Here is a 12,942-nt window from a genome sequence, read left to right on the forward strand (position 1 = left end):
CAACGCTATCTATTTCATAGCTTCTAGCGCTTATCTATCAAGCGCCAGGGGGCATTTTTACCTGATTAGCGACATATCTCAGAGTGAGCAGAACAAAGCCTAGGCGCAGGACTCCAACGGACATGCCGAGTTCTCGGCGCCAAGGAGCAAGCGATGTCCATCAACGCGATCCAGTTCCAACGGGGCCTGTCACTGCCTCAGTTTCAGAGCCTTTACTGCAGCGAGCAGCAGTGCGAGCAGGCCCTGGTGGGCGCACGATGGCCCTTGGGCTGGCGGTGCGCGCACTGCGGCTGCAAGCGCTTTTTTCACACCCGCAATGGCACGGGTCGACTGCTGTGGGAGTGCTTCCTTTGTGGCTACCAAAGCTCCTCCATCGTGGGCACTGTAATGGAACACTCCCATGTGCCCCTGAGGCTGTGGTTCCTGGCCATGTACCTGCTGACGCAGAACAAGAATGCCATCAGCGCCCTGGCGCTCAAGCGCCAGTTGGGCGTGTCCTACAAAACGGCATGGCTGATGAAGCACAAACTGATGCAGGCCATGGCCCAGCGCGATGCGCGCTACCTGCTGCAAGGGCGGGTGGAGATTGACGATGCCTACCTTGGGGGCGAGCGGGCAGGACACATCAACGGCGGGCGCCGCGCAGCCAACAAGACGGCCTTCGTCGCTGCGGTGCAGACCAGCACCGATGGCCGGCCCCTGTACATGTGCCTGACACCTGTGGCGGACTTCACCAACGAGCACATGCGGCAATGGGCACAGGCTCACCTAGCGGCGCGCTGCCACGTGGTCAGCGACGGCACTCGGGCCTTTGCGCAAGTGCAGCAGGCGCAGGCTACGCATGAGCGCTACGTGACTGGCGGTGGGCGCAAGGGGGCACAGACACCTCAGCTGCGTTGGGTGAACACCTTGCTGGGCAACCTCAAGACCAGCATGGCGGGCACCTATCACTCGTTTGACCATACCAGGTATGCACAGCGCTACTTGGCCGAGTTCTGCTGGCGATTCAACCGCCGCTTTGATCTGCCTGCCATGCTGCCCAGGCTGTTGAAAGCCTTGGTGACTGCTGGGCCACTGCCTTTGAAAGTGCTGCGGGTATCTGAGGTAAGTAGCTAATCAGGAATTTTTATTCATATCCTGTCCTTCGCGGACAAGGCCACGGCCACCCCTCAAGCCGCCCTGCCCAGGTCACGCAGGCGCACCGGGCCGCTGCGCTGCTCGATGGCTGACTGCACCTCTTTGCGCAGGCCCAAAGCAAAGCCCCACTCGGCCACCACAAACAGTGGCCCCACCAGCAAGCCCATGATGTCGTCCACAAACGCGGGTTTGCGCCCTTCGTAGTAGTGCCCCACAAACTGGATCACCCAGCCCACGGCAAACAGGCCCACGCCCCACAGCAGCCACGCCGTGGTGGCCAGCGGCGCCATGGCCTGGGCCAGCGCCAGCATGGCGGCCAACAGGGCCGCCATCACCAGCCCCAGGCGCAAGTCCAGCCGCAGGTAAAAGGCGCCCGCTGCCACCGCACACACCAGCGCAGGGCTGGCGGGCACCCCTGCCGCCCACCACACGGGGCGCGAGAGCAGCAGCACCACCGCAAACATGATCATGGGTACGCCCACAAAATGGGTATGGATGTTGCGGGGGTCGCGGTGGTAGGCCGCGTACTGGGCCAGGTGATCGATCAGGGTTTTCATGGGTGTCTCCGTTCGTTGTTTTGCGCAGGATCGAATGTCTGGCGTGAATGGCGCTAACGTCTGTCGTGCAGCCGACAAAAATCGGCGCCCGCCCTGCTCACGCCCCTCTCACCGCCATCGCCCCAGCACCCACCACACCACGGCTTTACCCGCCATTTTTTTGGCCTTAACGGCCTCATCGGCCCCGCCAAAGCCCGCCGCTTTTCTTGACCTGCATGACGACCGAAGTCTCCGACCACCTTTTGGCACTCCAATCGGGCCGCTGGTTTGCCCAGCTGCCCTCTGATTTTTCTGACGCCCTGATCCGCATGGGCCGCATCCGCCAGTTGGCCGTAGGCCAGGCGCTGTTTTTGCGGGGCGATGCGCCTTGCGGGCTGTATGCCGTGCTGCGCGGTGCGCTCAGCGTGTCTGGCACCGGCGGGCGGGCCGACGATGCGCGCTCGGCCCTGCTCACCCGACTGGAGCCGCCCCAGTGGTTTGGCGAAATCTCGGTGTTTGACGGCAACGCCCGCAGCCACGACGCCGTGGCGGCCGAGCCATGCACCCTGCTGCACGTGCCCCACGACGCCCTGCAAGACTGGCTGCGCAGCCACCCCGAGCACTGGCACGCCCTGGCCTTGCTGGTGACCGACAAGCTGCGCACCGCCTTCATCGCGCTGGAAGACGCCGCCCTGCTGCCCGCCCCGCAGCGCCTGGCCCGCAGGCTGGTGATGATGGCCGAGGGCTACGGCCAGTGGAACGCCGGGGGCCTCACCCGCCGGGTGATTGCCCTGTCGCAAGAGCAGCTGTCGCAAATGCTGTCGATCTCGCGCCAGACCACCAACCAGATCCTCAAAGACCTGGAAGCGCGCCAGTTGGTGCGCGTGCAGCGCGGCGAGGTGGAGATCATGGACCTGGCCGGGCTGCGGCGCATCTACGCCTGAGACCGCCCAGGCCACGCCAGCCTTCACTATCAAAACCATAGCTGCTGTCGATTGTTTTACAGGCGCTAGCAGCCCATTTGATTAATAGTAAGCACGCATTCGATTTCTATGCAGAATGGCACCATGCAACTGAACTACATCGCCAACGCCTCCGTTCCGTCTGCCTCTGGCCGCACGCTTGCGGTGGTGGATCCTTCTGACGGCCAGCCCTTTGACGACATTCAGCGAAGCAACGCCGCCGACATCGACACGGCCGTGCACGCTGCGCGCCATTGCTACCACGCGGTGTGGCAACGCATGGCCCCGGCCGACCGGGGGCGGCTTTTGCAAAAGCTCTCGGCCAAGGTGCTTGAGCATGCCGACGAGCTGACGGCGCTGGAGCAGCGCGACTGCGGCAAGCCCACCAAACAGGCCCGTGCCGATGCCGTTGCGCTGGCGCGCTACTTTGAGTTCTACGCCGGGGCCTGCGACAAGCTGCATGGCGAAACCATCCCCTACCTGGACGGCTACAGCGTGCTCACCTGGCGCGAGCCGCATGGTGTTACGGGCCACATCATCCCGTGGAACTACCCCATGCAGATCTTTGGCCGCAGCGTGGGCGGCGCGCTGGCGGCGGGCAATGTGTGCGTGGTCAAACCTGCCGAAGACGCCTGCCTGTCGCTCATCCGCGTGGCGCAACTCGCGGCCGAGGTGGGCTTTCCGCCCGGCGCGATCAACATCGTGACGGGCTACGGGCACGAGGTAGGCGATGCGCTGGCCCGCCACCCCGGCATTGACCACATCAGCTTCACCGGCAGCCCCAAGGTGGGCACGCTCATCCAGCAAGTGGCGGCAGAGCGCCACTGCCCCGTGACGCTGGAGCTGGGCGGCAAAAGCCCCCAAATCATCTTTGCCGATGCCGACCTCGACGCCGCTGTGCCGGTGGTGCTCAACGCCATCGTGCAAAACGCCGGTCAGACCTGCTCGGCCGGATCGCGCGTGCTGATCGACTCGCTCATCTACGAGCCCCTGCTCGAGCGCCTGGGCCACGCCTTTGAAAAGCTGCGCGTGGGCCCCGCCGCCATGGACCTGGACGTGGGCCCGCTCATCCGCCAAAGCCAGCAGCAGCGTGTGTGGGACTTTTTGTCGGACGCGCAAGTGGCGGGCATCCCCATGGTGGCGCAAGGCGTGGTGGTGGACGAGGCGCCTGAGAGCGGCTTCTACCAGGCCCCCACCCTGCTGCGCGATGTGCCCGTGGGCCACCGCCTGGCGCAAGAAGAAATTTTTGGCCCCGTGCTCTGCGCCATGGCCTTCCAGGACGAAGACCACGCGGTGGAGCTGGCCAACGCCACGCAGTTTGGGCTGGTGGCCGGCATCTGGACGCGCGACGGCGCACGCCAGTTCCGCATGGCCCGGCGGGTGCACAACGGGCAGGTGTTCATCAACAACTACGGTGCGGGCGGCGGGGTGGAGCTGCCGTTTGGCGGTGTCAAATCCAGCGGCTACGGGCGCGAGAAGGGGTTTGAGGCGCTGTATGGCTTCACCACCCTGAAGACCGTGGCCATCAAGCACGGCTGAGCTGGGCCGCCCGCTTACCCGCGAACGACTGCCAGAAACGACTGAACCCGGCCAAGCCATGCCTCTGAGCCCCGCAGCCCCCCGCAAAGCCAGCCACATCCGCCGAGTGACCTACCAGGGCTACGAACGCGAAGACGGGCTGTGGGACATCGAGGCCGAGTTGCACGACAGCAAAGCGCACGACATGCCCTCCTTCCGGCGCGAGGGCGTTCGCCTGGCGGGCGATCCCATCCACCACATGTGGCTGCGCGTCACCATCGACCGGCAACTGGTGGTGCACGCCATCGAAGCCGCCATGGATGCCCACCCGCTGCAAGACTGCCCCCAGGCCCGCCCGGCATTGCAAGGCATGGTGGGCACCTGCATGGCGCGCGGCTGGCGGCAGGCCATTGCACAGCACCTGGGCGGCGTAGCCAGCTGCACCCACCTGCGCGAGCTGCTGTTCAACATGGCCACCGCCGCCTTCCAGACCCTGCCCGCAGCCTTTGGCGGCGGTGACCCAGACACCCCGCCCCGCCACCTGGGCCAGTGCACAGGGTGGGACTTTGAGGGCAACGGCGTCAAAGAGTATTTCCCGCAGTTCTATGGGCGCGGGTCAGCCAATGTGCAGCCCTCTGGCCCATCGCATTCCTCAAGCAAAAAGAGCCTCTAGCGCTTATCCATAAAGCGCAAGCAGCTATTAAAAGCAGAGCAAACCACCCTTTACCAGGAGACCCCGCATGCGCGTGCACAACAAATCCATCATCGTCACCGGCGCTGGCAATGGCATTGGCGAAGGCATTGCCAAACGCCTGGCCGAAGAAGGCGCCAACGTGCTGGTCAACGACATCCACACCGCAGGCGGCCAGCGCGTGGTGGCCGAGATCACGGCGGCCGGGGGCAAGGCCGCTTTCTTCCAGGCCGATGTCACGCAATCCGCCCAAGTCCAAGCCTTGGTGGCAGAGGCCGAGCGCCTGTTTGGCCGGCTCGATGCCATGGTGAACAACGCGGGCTGGACGCACCGCAACCGCCCCATGCTGGAGGTGAGCGAAGAAGAGTTCGACAAGGTCTTCGCCATCAACGTCAAGAGCATCTACCTCAGCGCCATCCACGCCGTGCCCGCGCTGCGCCGCACAGGCGGGGGCAGCCTCATCAACATTGCCTCCACCGCCGGGCTGCGCCCACGCCCGGGGCTGACTTGGTACAACGGTTCCAAGGGCGCAGTCATCACCATCAGCAAGTCGATGGCAGCCGAGCTGGGGCCCGACAACATCCGCGTCAACTGCCTGAACCCCGTCTTCAACCCCGACACCGGGCTGGCGGCAGAGTTTGCGGGCGGCCCGGTGGACGACGCCCGCCGCGCCAAGTTCCTGGCGACCATCCCGCTGGGGCGGTTTTCCACAGCACAAGACGTGGCGAATGCGGCGCTGTACCTCGCCAGCGACGAAGCCGCCTTCATCAGCGGCGTGTGCATTGAGGTGGACGGGGCGCGCTGCGTTTAAGAACCTGTTCCAAGAGCGGCTAGCACAACCCCCCTGGAGTCGTTGTCCCGTCTTGTCTTACCCCTGTACTGCCTGCCGCGGAACGCCTAGCCAGGGCCACTTCGCTGAGTCGTGTTTGCCGCTCTAAAGCCTATTGGCGATCTCTCTCAAGACCGCCAACAGCCCTCCCGGGACTTCAGCCCAGCACTTCGCGCAGGGCTGCGTCGTACAACGAGGTCAGCCGGTCCGTCACCTCCAGCAAGCGCTCGCTGGTGGTGGCCACGGCAGACATGCCCTGGGCATCGGGGTTGCGGCGCATGGCGGTTTCAAAAAACAGCCACTGGGCCTGCCCCAGGTCCAGCTCGGTGCGGATGGCGGCGGTGGACACTGGCGCTGCCGCCAGGGCTTGCAGCGCCTGTTTGAACTCGGCGGCGTCGGCATTCATTTGGGTTTGCGATGCCTTGGGCTCCACGCCCGCTGCCATCAAGAAATAGTGCTTGGCCATGCGCTGCGACAGCATGCGCTGGCGCCCTGCCAAACCCACGAGCTTGGCGCTGGGTGCGCGGGCCAGCTTTTCCAGCGCCTCGGTGGCGGTCTGCGCCGCAACCATCATGCGGTCGGCCTGCTCGGCCACCGCCACGGCCGATGCCTTCGAAGGCGCCACGGCCGTGAGCGTATTCAAGATGCTGTACTGCTTTTGCACCTCTTCCAGCTGGCGACTCAGCTCGGCAGGCCAGGCACCCGCAGTGGAGCCCTTGGCCAAATCTGCGGCCCCGACCTGCGCTTGCTTGCGCGCTTTGGTCAGCACCTCCAGTGCGGCATCTGGCATCACACCAAGCTGCTGCTGGCAATAGGCCTTGGCCATGCGCTGCGACATCGCCCGGAACGAGCCCGACACGTTGATGGCCGCAGACAGCGCCATCTGCGCCTGCACGGTGGCCGCCCAGGTAGGCAACACCACGCCCGCCGTCACCCATTGCACAAGGCGCCGACGTTGGCGCGACCACGGAACCACGGTTGGATTGCTGCATGTCATGACGGAGCCTGCTTTCTGTCAAAGTAACTGGGGTAAACCCTTGAAGGTCATGGAATTGTCATGACAATGTCAACCCGCTCCGTTGCGCCAGATCAATATGCCGCCAGCAGCCCAAGGCGAAGATCCAGCCAAGTGCACAACCCGTCCCCGTCTTGACACGGATCAAGACAATGAAGGACTTGCCTGGTGTGGGAAACAGGCCTTCGGGCACAATTCGGCCATGGCTGAACGTGTCATTCCCCTGGTGGACCTGCGCCGCGCTGACTTGGCAGCCCTGGTTCCTTTGCACCCCTCGCAAGCCACTGGCTTGCTAGTGGACACCCTGGGGCGCCCGCTGCGCGACCTGCGCATCAGCGTGACGGACCGCTGCAACTTCCGCTGCAACTACTGCATGCCCAAGGAAGTGTTCGACAAGGACTACCCCTACCTGCCCCACAGCGCGCTGCTGAGCTTTGAAGAAATCACGCGGCTGGCGTCGCTGTTTCTGGCGCACGGGGTGCGCAAGATTCGCCTCACGGGCGGCGAGCCGCTGCTGCGCAAGAACATCGAAGACCTCATCGCCCAACTGGCGCAGCTGCGCACGGTGGACGGCAAGGCGCCGGACCTGACGCTCACCACCAACGGATCGCTGCTGGCACGCAAGGCCAAGGCATTGAAGGAGGCGGGCTTGAACCGCGTGACGGTGAGCCTGGACGGACTGGACGACGCAGTCTTCCGCCGCATGAACGATGTGGACTTTCCGGTGGCCGATGTGCTGGCAGGCATTGATGCCGCGCAGGCCGCGGGGCTGTCGCAAATCAAGGTGAACATGGTGGTCAAGCGCGGCACCAATGACCATGAAATCTTGCCCATGGCCCGCCACTTTCGCGGCACGGGTACCACGCTGCGCTTTATCGAATACATGGACGTGGGCGCCACCAACGGCTGGCGCATGGATGAGGTGCTGCCTTCGGCCGAGCTGGTCGCGCGCCTGCGCGCCGAGCTGCCGCTGGTGCCCCTGTCGCCCAGCAGCCCCGGCGAAACCGCCGAGCGCTGGGGCTATGCCGATGCCAGCGGGCAGTACGACCGCGCGCTGGGCGAGGTGGGCGTCATCAGCAGCGTGACGCAGGCGTTTTGCCACGACTGCAACCGCGCCCGCCTGTCCACCGAGGGCAAGCTGTACCTGTGCCTGTTCGCATCCCAAGGGCATGACCTGCGTGGCCTGCTGCGCAGCGGCGCCAGCGATGCAGACATTGCCGCTGCCATCGCGCCCATCTGGCAGCAGCGCAACGACCGGTATTCTGAACTGCGCAGCAGCCTGCCTGCTGATGCGGGCGCTGGCACGCGGCGGGTGGAGATGAGCTACATCGGTGGATAACATGGCACAACCCCCTGAGCGACTGCTTCGCCTCCCCCTTCTCTCGCGCTGCGCGCGGGAAGGGGGACGCAGCCCTCGCGGCGGGGCGGCGCGGCCGGCCAAGGCCCTTGCTTGGCTGCCATGGCCTTGTGCGCAGTTCTGACTTCGAGGCCACGGGAAACTCTGGCCTGCGATCCTTTGAATAGTTAAAGAACACCAATGATTGATACCCAAAACATCACCGGCCTTGTCCTCGCAGGGGGCCGAGGCACCCGCATGGGCGGGGTGGACAAAGGCCTGCAGAACTTTCGCGGCCTGCCGCTGGCGTTGCACACCTTGATGCGGCTGCAGATGCAGGTGGGCGCGTCGCTGGTCAATGCCAACCGCAACCTGGCGGCCTATGAATCGTTTGGCGCGCCGGTGTGGCCCGATGCCAGCAACGACTACGCCGGGCCGCTGGCCGGTTTCCTGACCGGGCTGGAGCGCTGCGAAACCCCTTGGCTGCTGACGGTGCCGTGCGATACGCCACTGTTTCCCCTGGACCTGGCGGCCCGCATGGCGCAGGCTGCCGACGAGCAACAGGCAGAAATCGCCATGGCTGCTGCCCCTGAAGACGACGGCACCGGCCACACCACCGTGCGCACGCAGCCGGTGTTTTGCCTGCTGCGGGTGGACCTGCTCGAAAGCCTGGTGCGCTTTACCCAGGCCGGTGGGCGCAAGATCGATGCATGGACCGCCACGCACCGCTGCGTGACCGTGCCGTTTGACCAGCCCGGCGATGATCCCAAGGCGTTCTTCAACGCCAACACGCTGGCCGAGCTGCAGGCGCTAGAACGCGCAAGCTGACCATGCCGCCCTTCCGCGCCGCACTCGCCACAAGCGCAACCATCGCCACAGACGCCCCTGCCGGCACCGCCCACCCGCAGCGCGCTGCCGTGCAGATACGCCCCCTGCAGGCCAGCGATGCTGCGGCCTACAAAGCCCTGCGTGACGAGGCCCTGCGCAGCGCGCCCGATGCGTTCACCTCCGACTACGAATCCTCGGTGGGCCGGTTGGCCGAGAGCTATGTGGGGCGGTTTGGCGACCCCGCTTCGGGCCAGTTTTTCCTGGGGGCGTTTGATGACACCGGCGCCCTGCTCGGTTGTGTGGGTTGCGAACGCGAGCAGCGCACCAAACAGCGGCACTGCGCCGTGGTGGTGGGCATGATGGTGGCGCCCCAGGCCCAGCGCCGTGGCCTTGGGCAGCAACTGGTGGCGGCCTGCATCCAGCTGGCCCGCCAGGTGCCGGGGCTGACGCAACTGGTGCTCACCGTCACGGCCAGCAACACCCATGTGGTGCGGCTGTACGAGCAAGCAGGTTTTCGCGCCTGGGGCCTGCTGCCGGGCGCTATCGTGGTCGACGGTGTACCTTACGACAAACTGCACATGCTGCTTTTGCTACCCTCTGCGCCCACCCCGGTCGCCATCGCCACCTAGAGCACCGCCCGCCCAAGGTGCAACGCGCCGTTTTACCCACCGACCCAACCACCGCTTTCGCATGAAATCCATCGCCCAGATTGCCGCCGAACTGGCCGGCTACGACCCCCAGGCCCTGCACGCAGACCAGGTCAACGCGTTTTTGCAGGCGCTGGTGCAGCCCGTGGAAGGCACCGAAGAAGTCGGCATCTTCGAGGCCCTGGGCCGCGTGCTGGCGCGCGATGTGATCTCGCCCATCAGCGTGCCACCGCACGACAACTCGGCCATGGACGGCTATGCCTTTGCGGGCAGCCAGCTGGTGGCAGGCCAGCCGCTGACGCTGCGCAACATGGGCACGGCCCTGGCGGGCAAGGCCTGGGCAGGCACGGTGCAGCCCGGCGAATGCGTGAAGATCATGACCGGCGCCATCATGCCCGCCGGGCTGGACACGGTGGTGCCGCAGGAATTCACCACCGCGCAGGGCGAGCACATCACCATCGCTGCCGATGTGCTGCGCCTGGGCGACAACCGCCGTTTCAAGGGCGAGGACCTAATGGAGGGCGGCGTGGCCCTGGCGCAAGGCGAGCTGCTCACCCCCGCCGCGCTGGGCCTGGTGGCCAGCCTGGGGCTGAAGACGGTGACGGTATCGCGCCGCCTGCGGGTGGCCTATTTCTCGACCGGCGACGAAATCCTGAGCCTGGGCGAGCCCCTGCGCGAAGGCGCCGTGTACGACAGCAACCGCTACACGGTGTTTGGCCTGCTTTGCCGCCTGGGCGTGGAGGTGATCGACATGGGTGTGGTGCGCGACGATCCAGCCCTGCTCGAAGCAGCCTTCACCGAAGCGGCGCAGCGCGCCGACGCCATCATCACCAGCGGCGGCGTGAGCGTGGGCGAGGCCGACCACACCCGCGCCATGATGAAAAAGCTGGGCGACGTGGCCTTCTGGCGCATCGCCATGCGACCCGGCCGCCCCATGGCCGTGGGGCGGATTGCCGCGCCAAATCTTGATATCAAATCAGCTCCTAGCGCTCAATCCACAAGCGCTGACAGCTATCAAAATGATATCAGCACCAACCCCGGCGGTGCCATTCTGTTTGGCCTGCCGGGCAACCCGGTGGCGGTGATGGTGACCTTCTTGGCCTTTGTGCGCCCAGCCTTGCTGCGCATGATGGGCAGCACCCGCCCTGCCCCGCCCCTGCTGCGCGCCACCAGTACCGAAGCCATCCGCAAAAAGCCTGGGCGCACCGAATACCAGCGCGGCACCGTCACCACCGCCCCTGACGGCAGCCTGCAGGTGCGCACCACCGGCAACCAGGGCTCGGGCGTGCTCAGCTCAATGGTGCAGGCCAACGGGCTCATCGTGCTGCACCACCAGCAGGGCAATGTAGCGGTGGGGGATACGGTGGATGTGATGGTGTTTGACGGCGTGATTTAACAGAGGACCCGCGCCATGCCCTATACCGCCCAACACCTGGCCGAGGCGCCCACCCGCGCTGCGTTAGACACGCTGCAAGGCACCACAGTGCTCGAATTTGGCACCCCCTGGTGCCCGCATTGCACAGGGGCGCAGCCGCTGATCGAACAGGCCCTGCAAGGCCTGCCCCAGGTGCAGCACATTAAGGTGGAAGACGGGCCCGGCCAGCGCCTGGGGCGCAGCTACAAGGTCAAGCTGTGGCCGACGCTCATCGTTTTGAAAGATGGGCAAGAACGGGCCCGCGCCGTGCGCCCCACCACCCGGGCCGAGGTGAACGAGGCGCTGCGCGCAGCGTTGGACTGAGCCGCGCGGGCCAACGTCCCGGTCAGCGCATCTGCACCGTGCCCGACACGCTGATGCTGACCTGCTCACGCCCTGGCTGCACAGGCACGGGAGCCGATGCAAACGAGGCCATCTTTGAGCGCTCCGCCATGCCCATCAGCGTCACACCAACGCCTTGGCCCGACACACTCACCTCACGCAACCCATAGCCCGCAAAGCCAAAGGCTTTCGACAACTCCCCTGCACGGCTCTTGAATTGTTCAATGGCCTGGGATTGGGCCTCGCTCTCGGCCTTGGCACGAGACTCCCGTGACAGCGTGAACATCACGTTGCTCACCGCCATCGTTTGGAGCTTGCCTGCAACGGTAGTGATGCGAGCGAAATCACGCCCCTGCAGCGTCAACTCGGCCTGCCCCTGCCAACCCACGATTTTCTGGTCCTTGCTGTAGCGTGGCGACAGGCTGAACGAGCCCGTGGTCACGTCCATCTGCCCAGCCTGTGCGCTGGCCTTCGCTTCCGTCAGGGCGGCATCCAGCGCCTGCTTGAGCTGCGTCTGGGCCACAGCCAGCGTGGGGGCGTCCTTGGTGGCAGTGAGGGTGATCACCAGCACATCCTGCTGCACCTCCACCAACCCAGCGGCAGACAACTGCACCACATTGCGCGGCTCAGCAGGCACCGCCACGGCCGCTCCATTTTGTGCAAAAACAGCCCCAGCGCTTGCCAGCAAAGCGCTGGCAGCTACCAAACGAATAGCATTTTTCATCGGTACTTGCCCTTTCAGATGCAGTGAACAGCCTGCCCAGGCACCATGCCCAAACACCTATCCACACGCCAACCCTCAGTGTGTAGGCGCGCGCCGCAAAGCTTTGTCAGACAGGGTTGACGTTAGGGCAAAACTTGTAACAGTTGGTCAAACCCGGGGGTAAAAACCGAACTTCGGCGTCCAACTTGGTCAGAATCGGCTCTGTTACAAATTGGACTTGAGAGCAATATGGCCACTACAACCAATCGCACCGACAAAGTTTTGGTGGTGGATGACGATGCACGCATCCGCGACCTGCTGCGCCGCTACCTGACGCAAGAAGGCTTTGAAGTCATGGTGGCAGAAGACGGCAAGGCGCTGAACCGCCTGCTGCTGCGCGAAACCGTAGACATCATCGTGCTGGACCTGATGATGCCTGGCGAAGACGGCCTGTCCATCTGCCGCCGCCTGCGTGCCGCCAACGACCGCACCCCCATCATCATGCTCACCGCCAAGGGCGAGGACGTGGACCGCATCGTGGGCCTGGAAGTGGGCGCCGACGACTACCTGGGCAAGCCCTTCAACCCGCGCGAGTTGCTGGCCCGCATCCACGCTGTGCTGCGCCGCCGCCCTGCACAAGAAGCCCCGGGCGCCCCATCGGGCGACAACGAAGTGGTCACCTTCGGCCCCTTCACGTTCGACCTGGGCACCCGCGCACTGCAGCGCAATGGCGAAGAGTTGCCGTTGACCACCGGTGAATTCGCTATGCTCAAGGCCCTGGTGCGCCACCCGCGCCAGCCGCTGTCGCGTGAAAAGCTGGCTTTGCTGGCACGCGGACGCGAGTTTGAGCCCTTTGACCGCAGCCTGGACGTCCAGGTGTCGCGCCTGCGCAAGCTGGTGGAAGTGGACGCGGCGGCGCCCCGCTACATCCAGACCGTGTGGGGTGTGGGCTATGTATTTGTACCGGACGGAACGAGCTAATTC

General features: G+C 65.1%; 14 protein-coding genes. 11 read left to right on the forward strand and 3 right to left on the reverse strand.

The genetic code is table 11. From position 1 onward, the window contains the following. The first annotated feature begins 153 nt into the window (after positions 1–153). The gene (locus C8C98_RS20505; RefSeq protein WP_121452643.1) at positions 154–1,116 is read left to right on the forward strand and encodes an IS1595 family transposase; all 963 of its coding nucleotides are present in this window, start codon (positions 154–156) and stop codon (positions 1,114–1,116) included. A 53-nt stretch (positions 1,117–1,169) separates the two neighbouring features. Here C8C98_RS20505 and C8C98_RS20510 read toward each other — a convergent pair whose 3' ends face one another. Continuing rightward, on the reverse strand, positions 1,170–1,694 hold the full coding sequence (locus C8C98_RS20510; RefSeq protein ID WP_121455774.1) for a DUF962 domain-containing protein: 525 nt from the start codon (positions 1,692–1,694) through the stop codon (positions 1,170–1,172). A gap of 215 nt (positions 1,695–1,909) precedes the next feature. On the opposite strand from C8C98_RS20510, the gene C8C98_RS20515 reads away from it, so the two are divergent. The 4 genes from C8C98_RS20515 (at position 1,910) to C8C98_RS20530 (ending at position 5,655) form a co-directional block, all read left to right on the forward strand. Next, positions 1,910–2,617, forward strand: a complete 708-nt coding sequence (locus C8C98_RS20515; RefSeq protein ID WP_121455775.1) for a Crp/Fnr family transcriptional regulator — start codon at positions 1,910–1,912, stop codon at positions 2,615–2,617. Between the two features lie 123 nt (positions 2,618–2,740). Then, positions 2,741–4,174 (forward strand): aldehyde dehydrogenase family protein, encoded by a 1,434-nt coding sequence (locus C8C98_RS20520; RefSeq protein WP_121456425.1) that lies wholly within the window; start codon positions 2,741–2,743, stop codon positions 4,172–4,174. Between the two features lie 58 nt (positions 4,175–4,232). Next, positions 4,233–4,826: a DUF2889 domain-containing protein gene (locus C8C98_RS20525; RefSeq protein WP_121455776.1), complete on the forward strand. Its 594-nt coding sequence runs from the start codon at positions 4,233–4,235 to the stop codon at positions 4,824–4,826. Between the two features lie 67 nt (positions 4,827–4,893). Beyond that, positions 4,894–5,655 (forward strand): SDR family oxidoreductase, encoded by a 762-nt coding sequence (locus C8C98_RS20530; RefSeq protein WP_121455777.1) that lies wholly within the window; start codon positions 4,894–4,896, stop codon positions 5,653–5,655. Positions 5,656–5,830: 175 nt separating this feature from the next. Here C8C98_RS20530 and C8C98_RS20535 read toward each other — a convergent pair whose 3' ends face one another. Further along, on the reverse strand, positions 5,831–6,670 hold the full coding sequence (locus tag C8C98_RS20535) for a type IV pili methyl-accepting chemotaxis transducer N-terminal domain-containing protein (protein WP_121455778.1): 840 nt from the start codon (positions 6,668–6,670) through the stop codon (positions 5,831–5,833). 220 nt (positions 6,671–6,890) lie between these two features. On the opposite strand from C8C98_RS20535, the gene moaA reads away from it, so the two are divergent. The 5 genes from moaA to C8C98_RS20560 all read left to right on the forward strand — a co-directional run bounded on the left by moaA (position 6,891) and on the right by C8C98_RS20560 (position 11,237). Continuing rightward, the gene (moaA, locus tag C8C98_RS20540) at positions 6,891–8,027 is read left to right on the forward strand and encodes a GTP 3',8-cyclase MoaA (RefSeq protein WP_121455779.1); all 1,137 of its coding nucleotides are present in this window, start codon (positions 6,891–6,893) and stop codon (positions 8,025–8,027) included. Between the two features lie 198 nt (positions 8,028–8,225). Beyond that, positions 8,226–8,852 (forward strand): molybdenum cofactor guanylyltransferase MobA, encoded by a 627-nt coding sequence (gene mobA, locus C8C98_RS20545; protein ID WP_121455780.1) that lies wholly within the window; start codon positions 8,226–8,228, stop codon positions 8,850–8,852. Between the two features lie 2 nt (positions 8,853–8,854). Next, complete coding sequence (locus tag C8C98_RS20550) at positions 8,855–9,481, forward strand: GNAT family N-acetyltransferase (protein ID WP_121455781.1); 627 nt, start codon at positions 8,855–8,857, stop codon at positions 9,479–9,481. Between the two features lie 61 nt (positions 9,482–9,542). Then, entirely contained in the window at positions 9,543–10,895 is a 1,353-nt protein-coding gene (locus tag C8C98_RS20555; RefSeq protein WP_121455782.1) for a molybdopterin molybdotransferase MoeA, read from the forward strand. A 15-nt stretch (positions 10,896–10,910) separates the two neighbouring features. Further along, positions 10,911–11,237, forward strand: a complete 327-nt coding sequence (locus C8C98_RS20560; protein WP_121455783.1) for a thioredoxin family protein — start codon at positions 10,911–10,913, stop codon at positions 11,235–11,237. A 22-nt stretch (positions 11,238–11,259) separates the two neighbouring features. Here C8C98_RS20560 and C8C98_RS20565 read toward each other — a convergent pair whose 3' ends face one another. Then, complete coding sequence (locus C8C98_RS20565) at positions 11,260–11,979, reverse strand: SIMPL domain-containing protein (protein WP_121455784.1); 720 nt, start codon at positions 11,977–11,979, stop codon at positions 11,260–11,262. A 228-nt stretch (positions 11,980–12,207) separates the two neighbouring features. On the opposite strand from C8C98_RS20565, the gene ompR reads away from it, so the two are divergent. Further along, a complete protein-coding gene (gene ompR, locus C8C98_RS20570; protein ID WP_010460834.1) occupies positions 12,208–12,939 on the forward strand; it encodes a two-component system response regulator OmpR in 732 nt (243 codons plus the stop codon). Positions 12,940–12,942: the final 3 nt, after the last annotated feature.

Source organism: Acidovorax sp. 106 (assembly GCF_003663825.1).
Classification (GTDB): domain Bacteria; phylum Pseudomonadota; class Gammaproteobacteria; order Burkholderiales; family Burkholderiaceae_C; genus Acidovorax.

Coding starts and splice junctions, on each gene's coding strand:
- C8C98_RS20505 (WP_121452643.1), top strand. CDS start 154: ATGTCCATCAACGCGATCCAGTTCCAACGGGGCCTGTCACTGCCTCAG.
- C8C98_RS20535 (WP_121455778.1), bottom strand. CDS start 6,670: ATGACATGCAGCAATCCAACCGTGGTTCCGTGGTCGCGCCAACGTCGG.
- C8C98_RS20555 (WP_121455782.1), top strand. CDS start 9,543: ATGAAATCCATCGCCCAGATTGCCGCCGAACTGGCCGGCTACGACCCC.
- mobA (WP_121455780.1), top strand. CDS start 8,226: ATGATTGATACCCAAAACATCACCGGCCTTGTCCTCGCAGGGGGCCGA.
- C8C98_RS20560 (WP_121455783.1), top strand. CDS start 10,911: ATGCCCTATACCGCCCAACACCTGGCCGAGGCGCCCACCCGCGCTGCG.
- C8C98_RS20565 (WP_121455784.1), bottom strand. CDS start 11,979: ATGAAAAATGCTATTCGTTTGGTAGCTGCCAGCGCTTTGCTGGCAAGC.
- C8C98_RS20520 (WP_121456425.1), top strand. CDS start 2,741: ATGCAACTGAACTACATCGCCAACGCCTCCGTTCCGTCTGCCTCTGGC.
- ompR (WP_010460834.1), top strand. CDS start 12,208: ATGGCCACTACAACCAATCGCACCGACAAAGTTTTGGTGGTGGATGAC.
- C8C98_RS20525 (WP_121455776.1), top strand. CDS start 4,233: ATGCCTCTGAGCCCCGCAGCCCCCCGCAAAGCCAGCCACATCCGCCGA.
- C8C98_RS20530 (WP_121455777.1), top strand. CDS start 4,894: ATGCGCGTGCACAACAAATCCATCATCGTCACCGGCGCTGGCAATGGC.
- C8C98_RS20515 (WP_121455775.1), top strand. CDS start 1,910: ATGACGACCGAAGTCTCCGACCACCTTTTGGCACTCCAATCGGGCCGC.
- C8C98_RS20550 (WP_121455781.1), top strand. CDS start 8,855: ATGCCGCCCTTCCGCGCCGCACTCGCCACAAGCGCAACCATCGCCACA.
- moaA (WP_121455779.1), top strand. CDS start 6,891: ATGGCTGAACGTGTCATTCCCCTGGTGGACCTGCGCCGCGCTGACTTG.
- C8C98_RS20510 (WP_121455774.1), bottom strand. CDS start 1,694: ATGAAAACCCTGATCGATCACCTGGCCCAGTACGCGGCCTACCACCGC.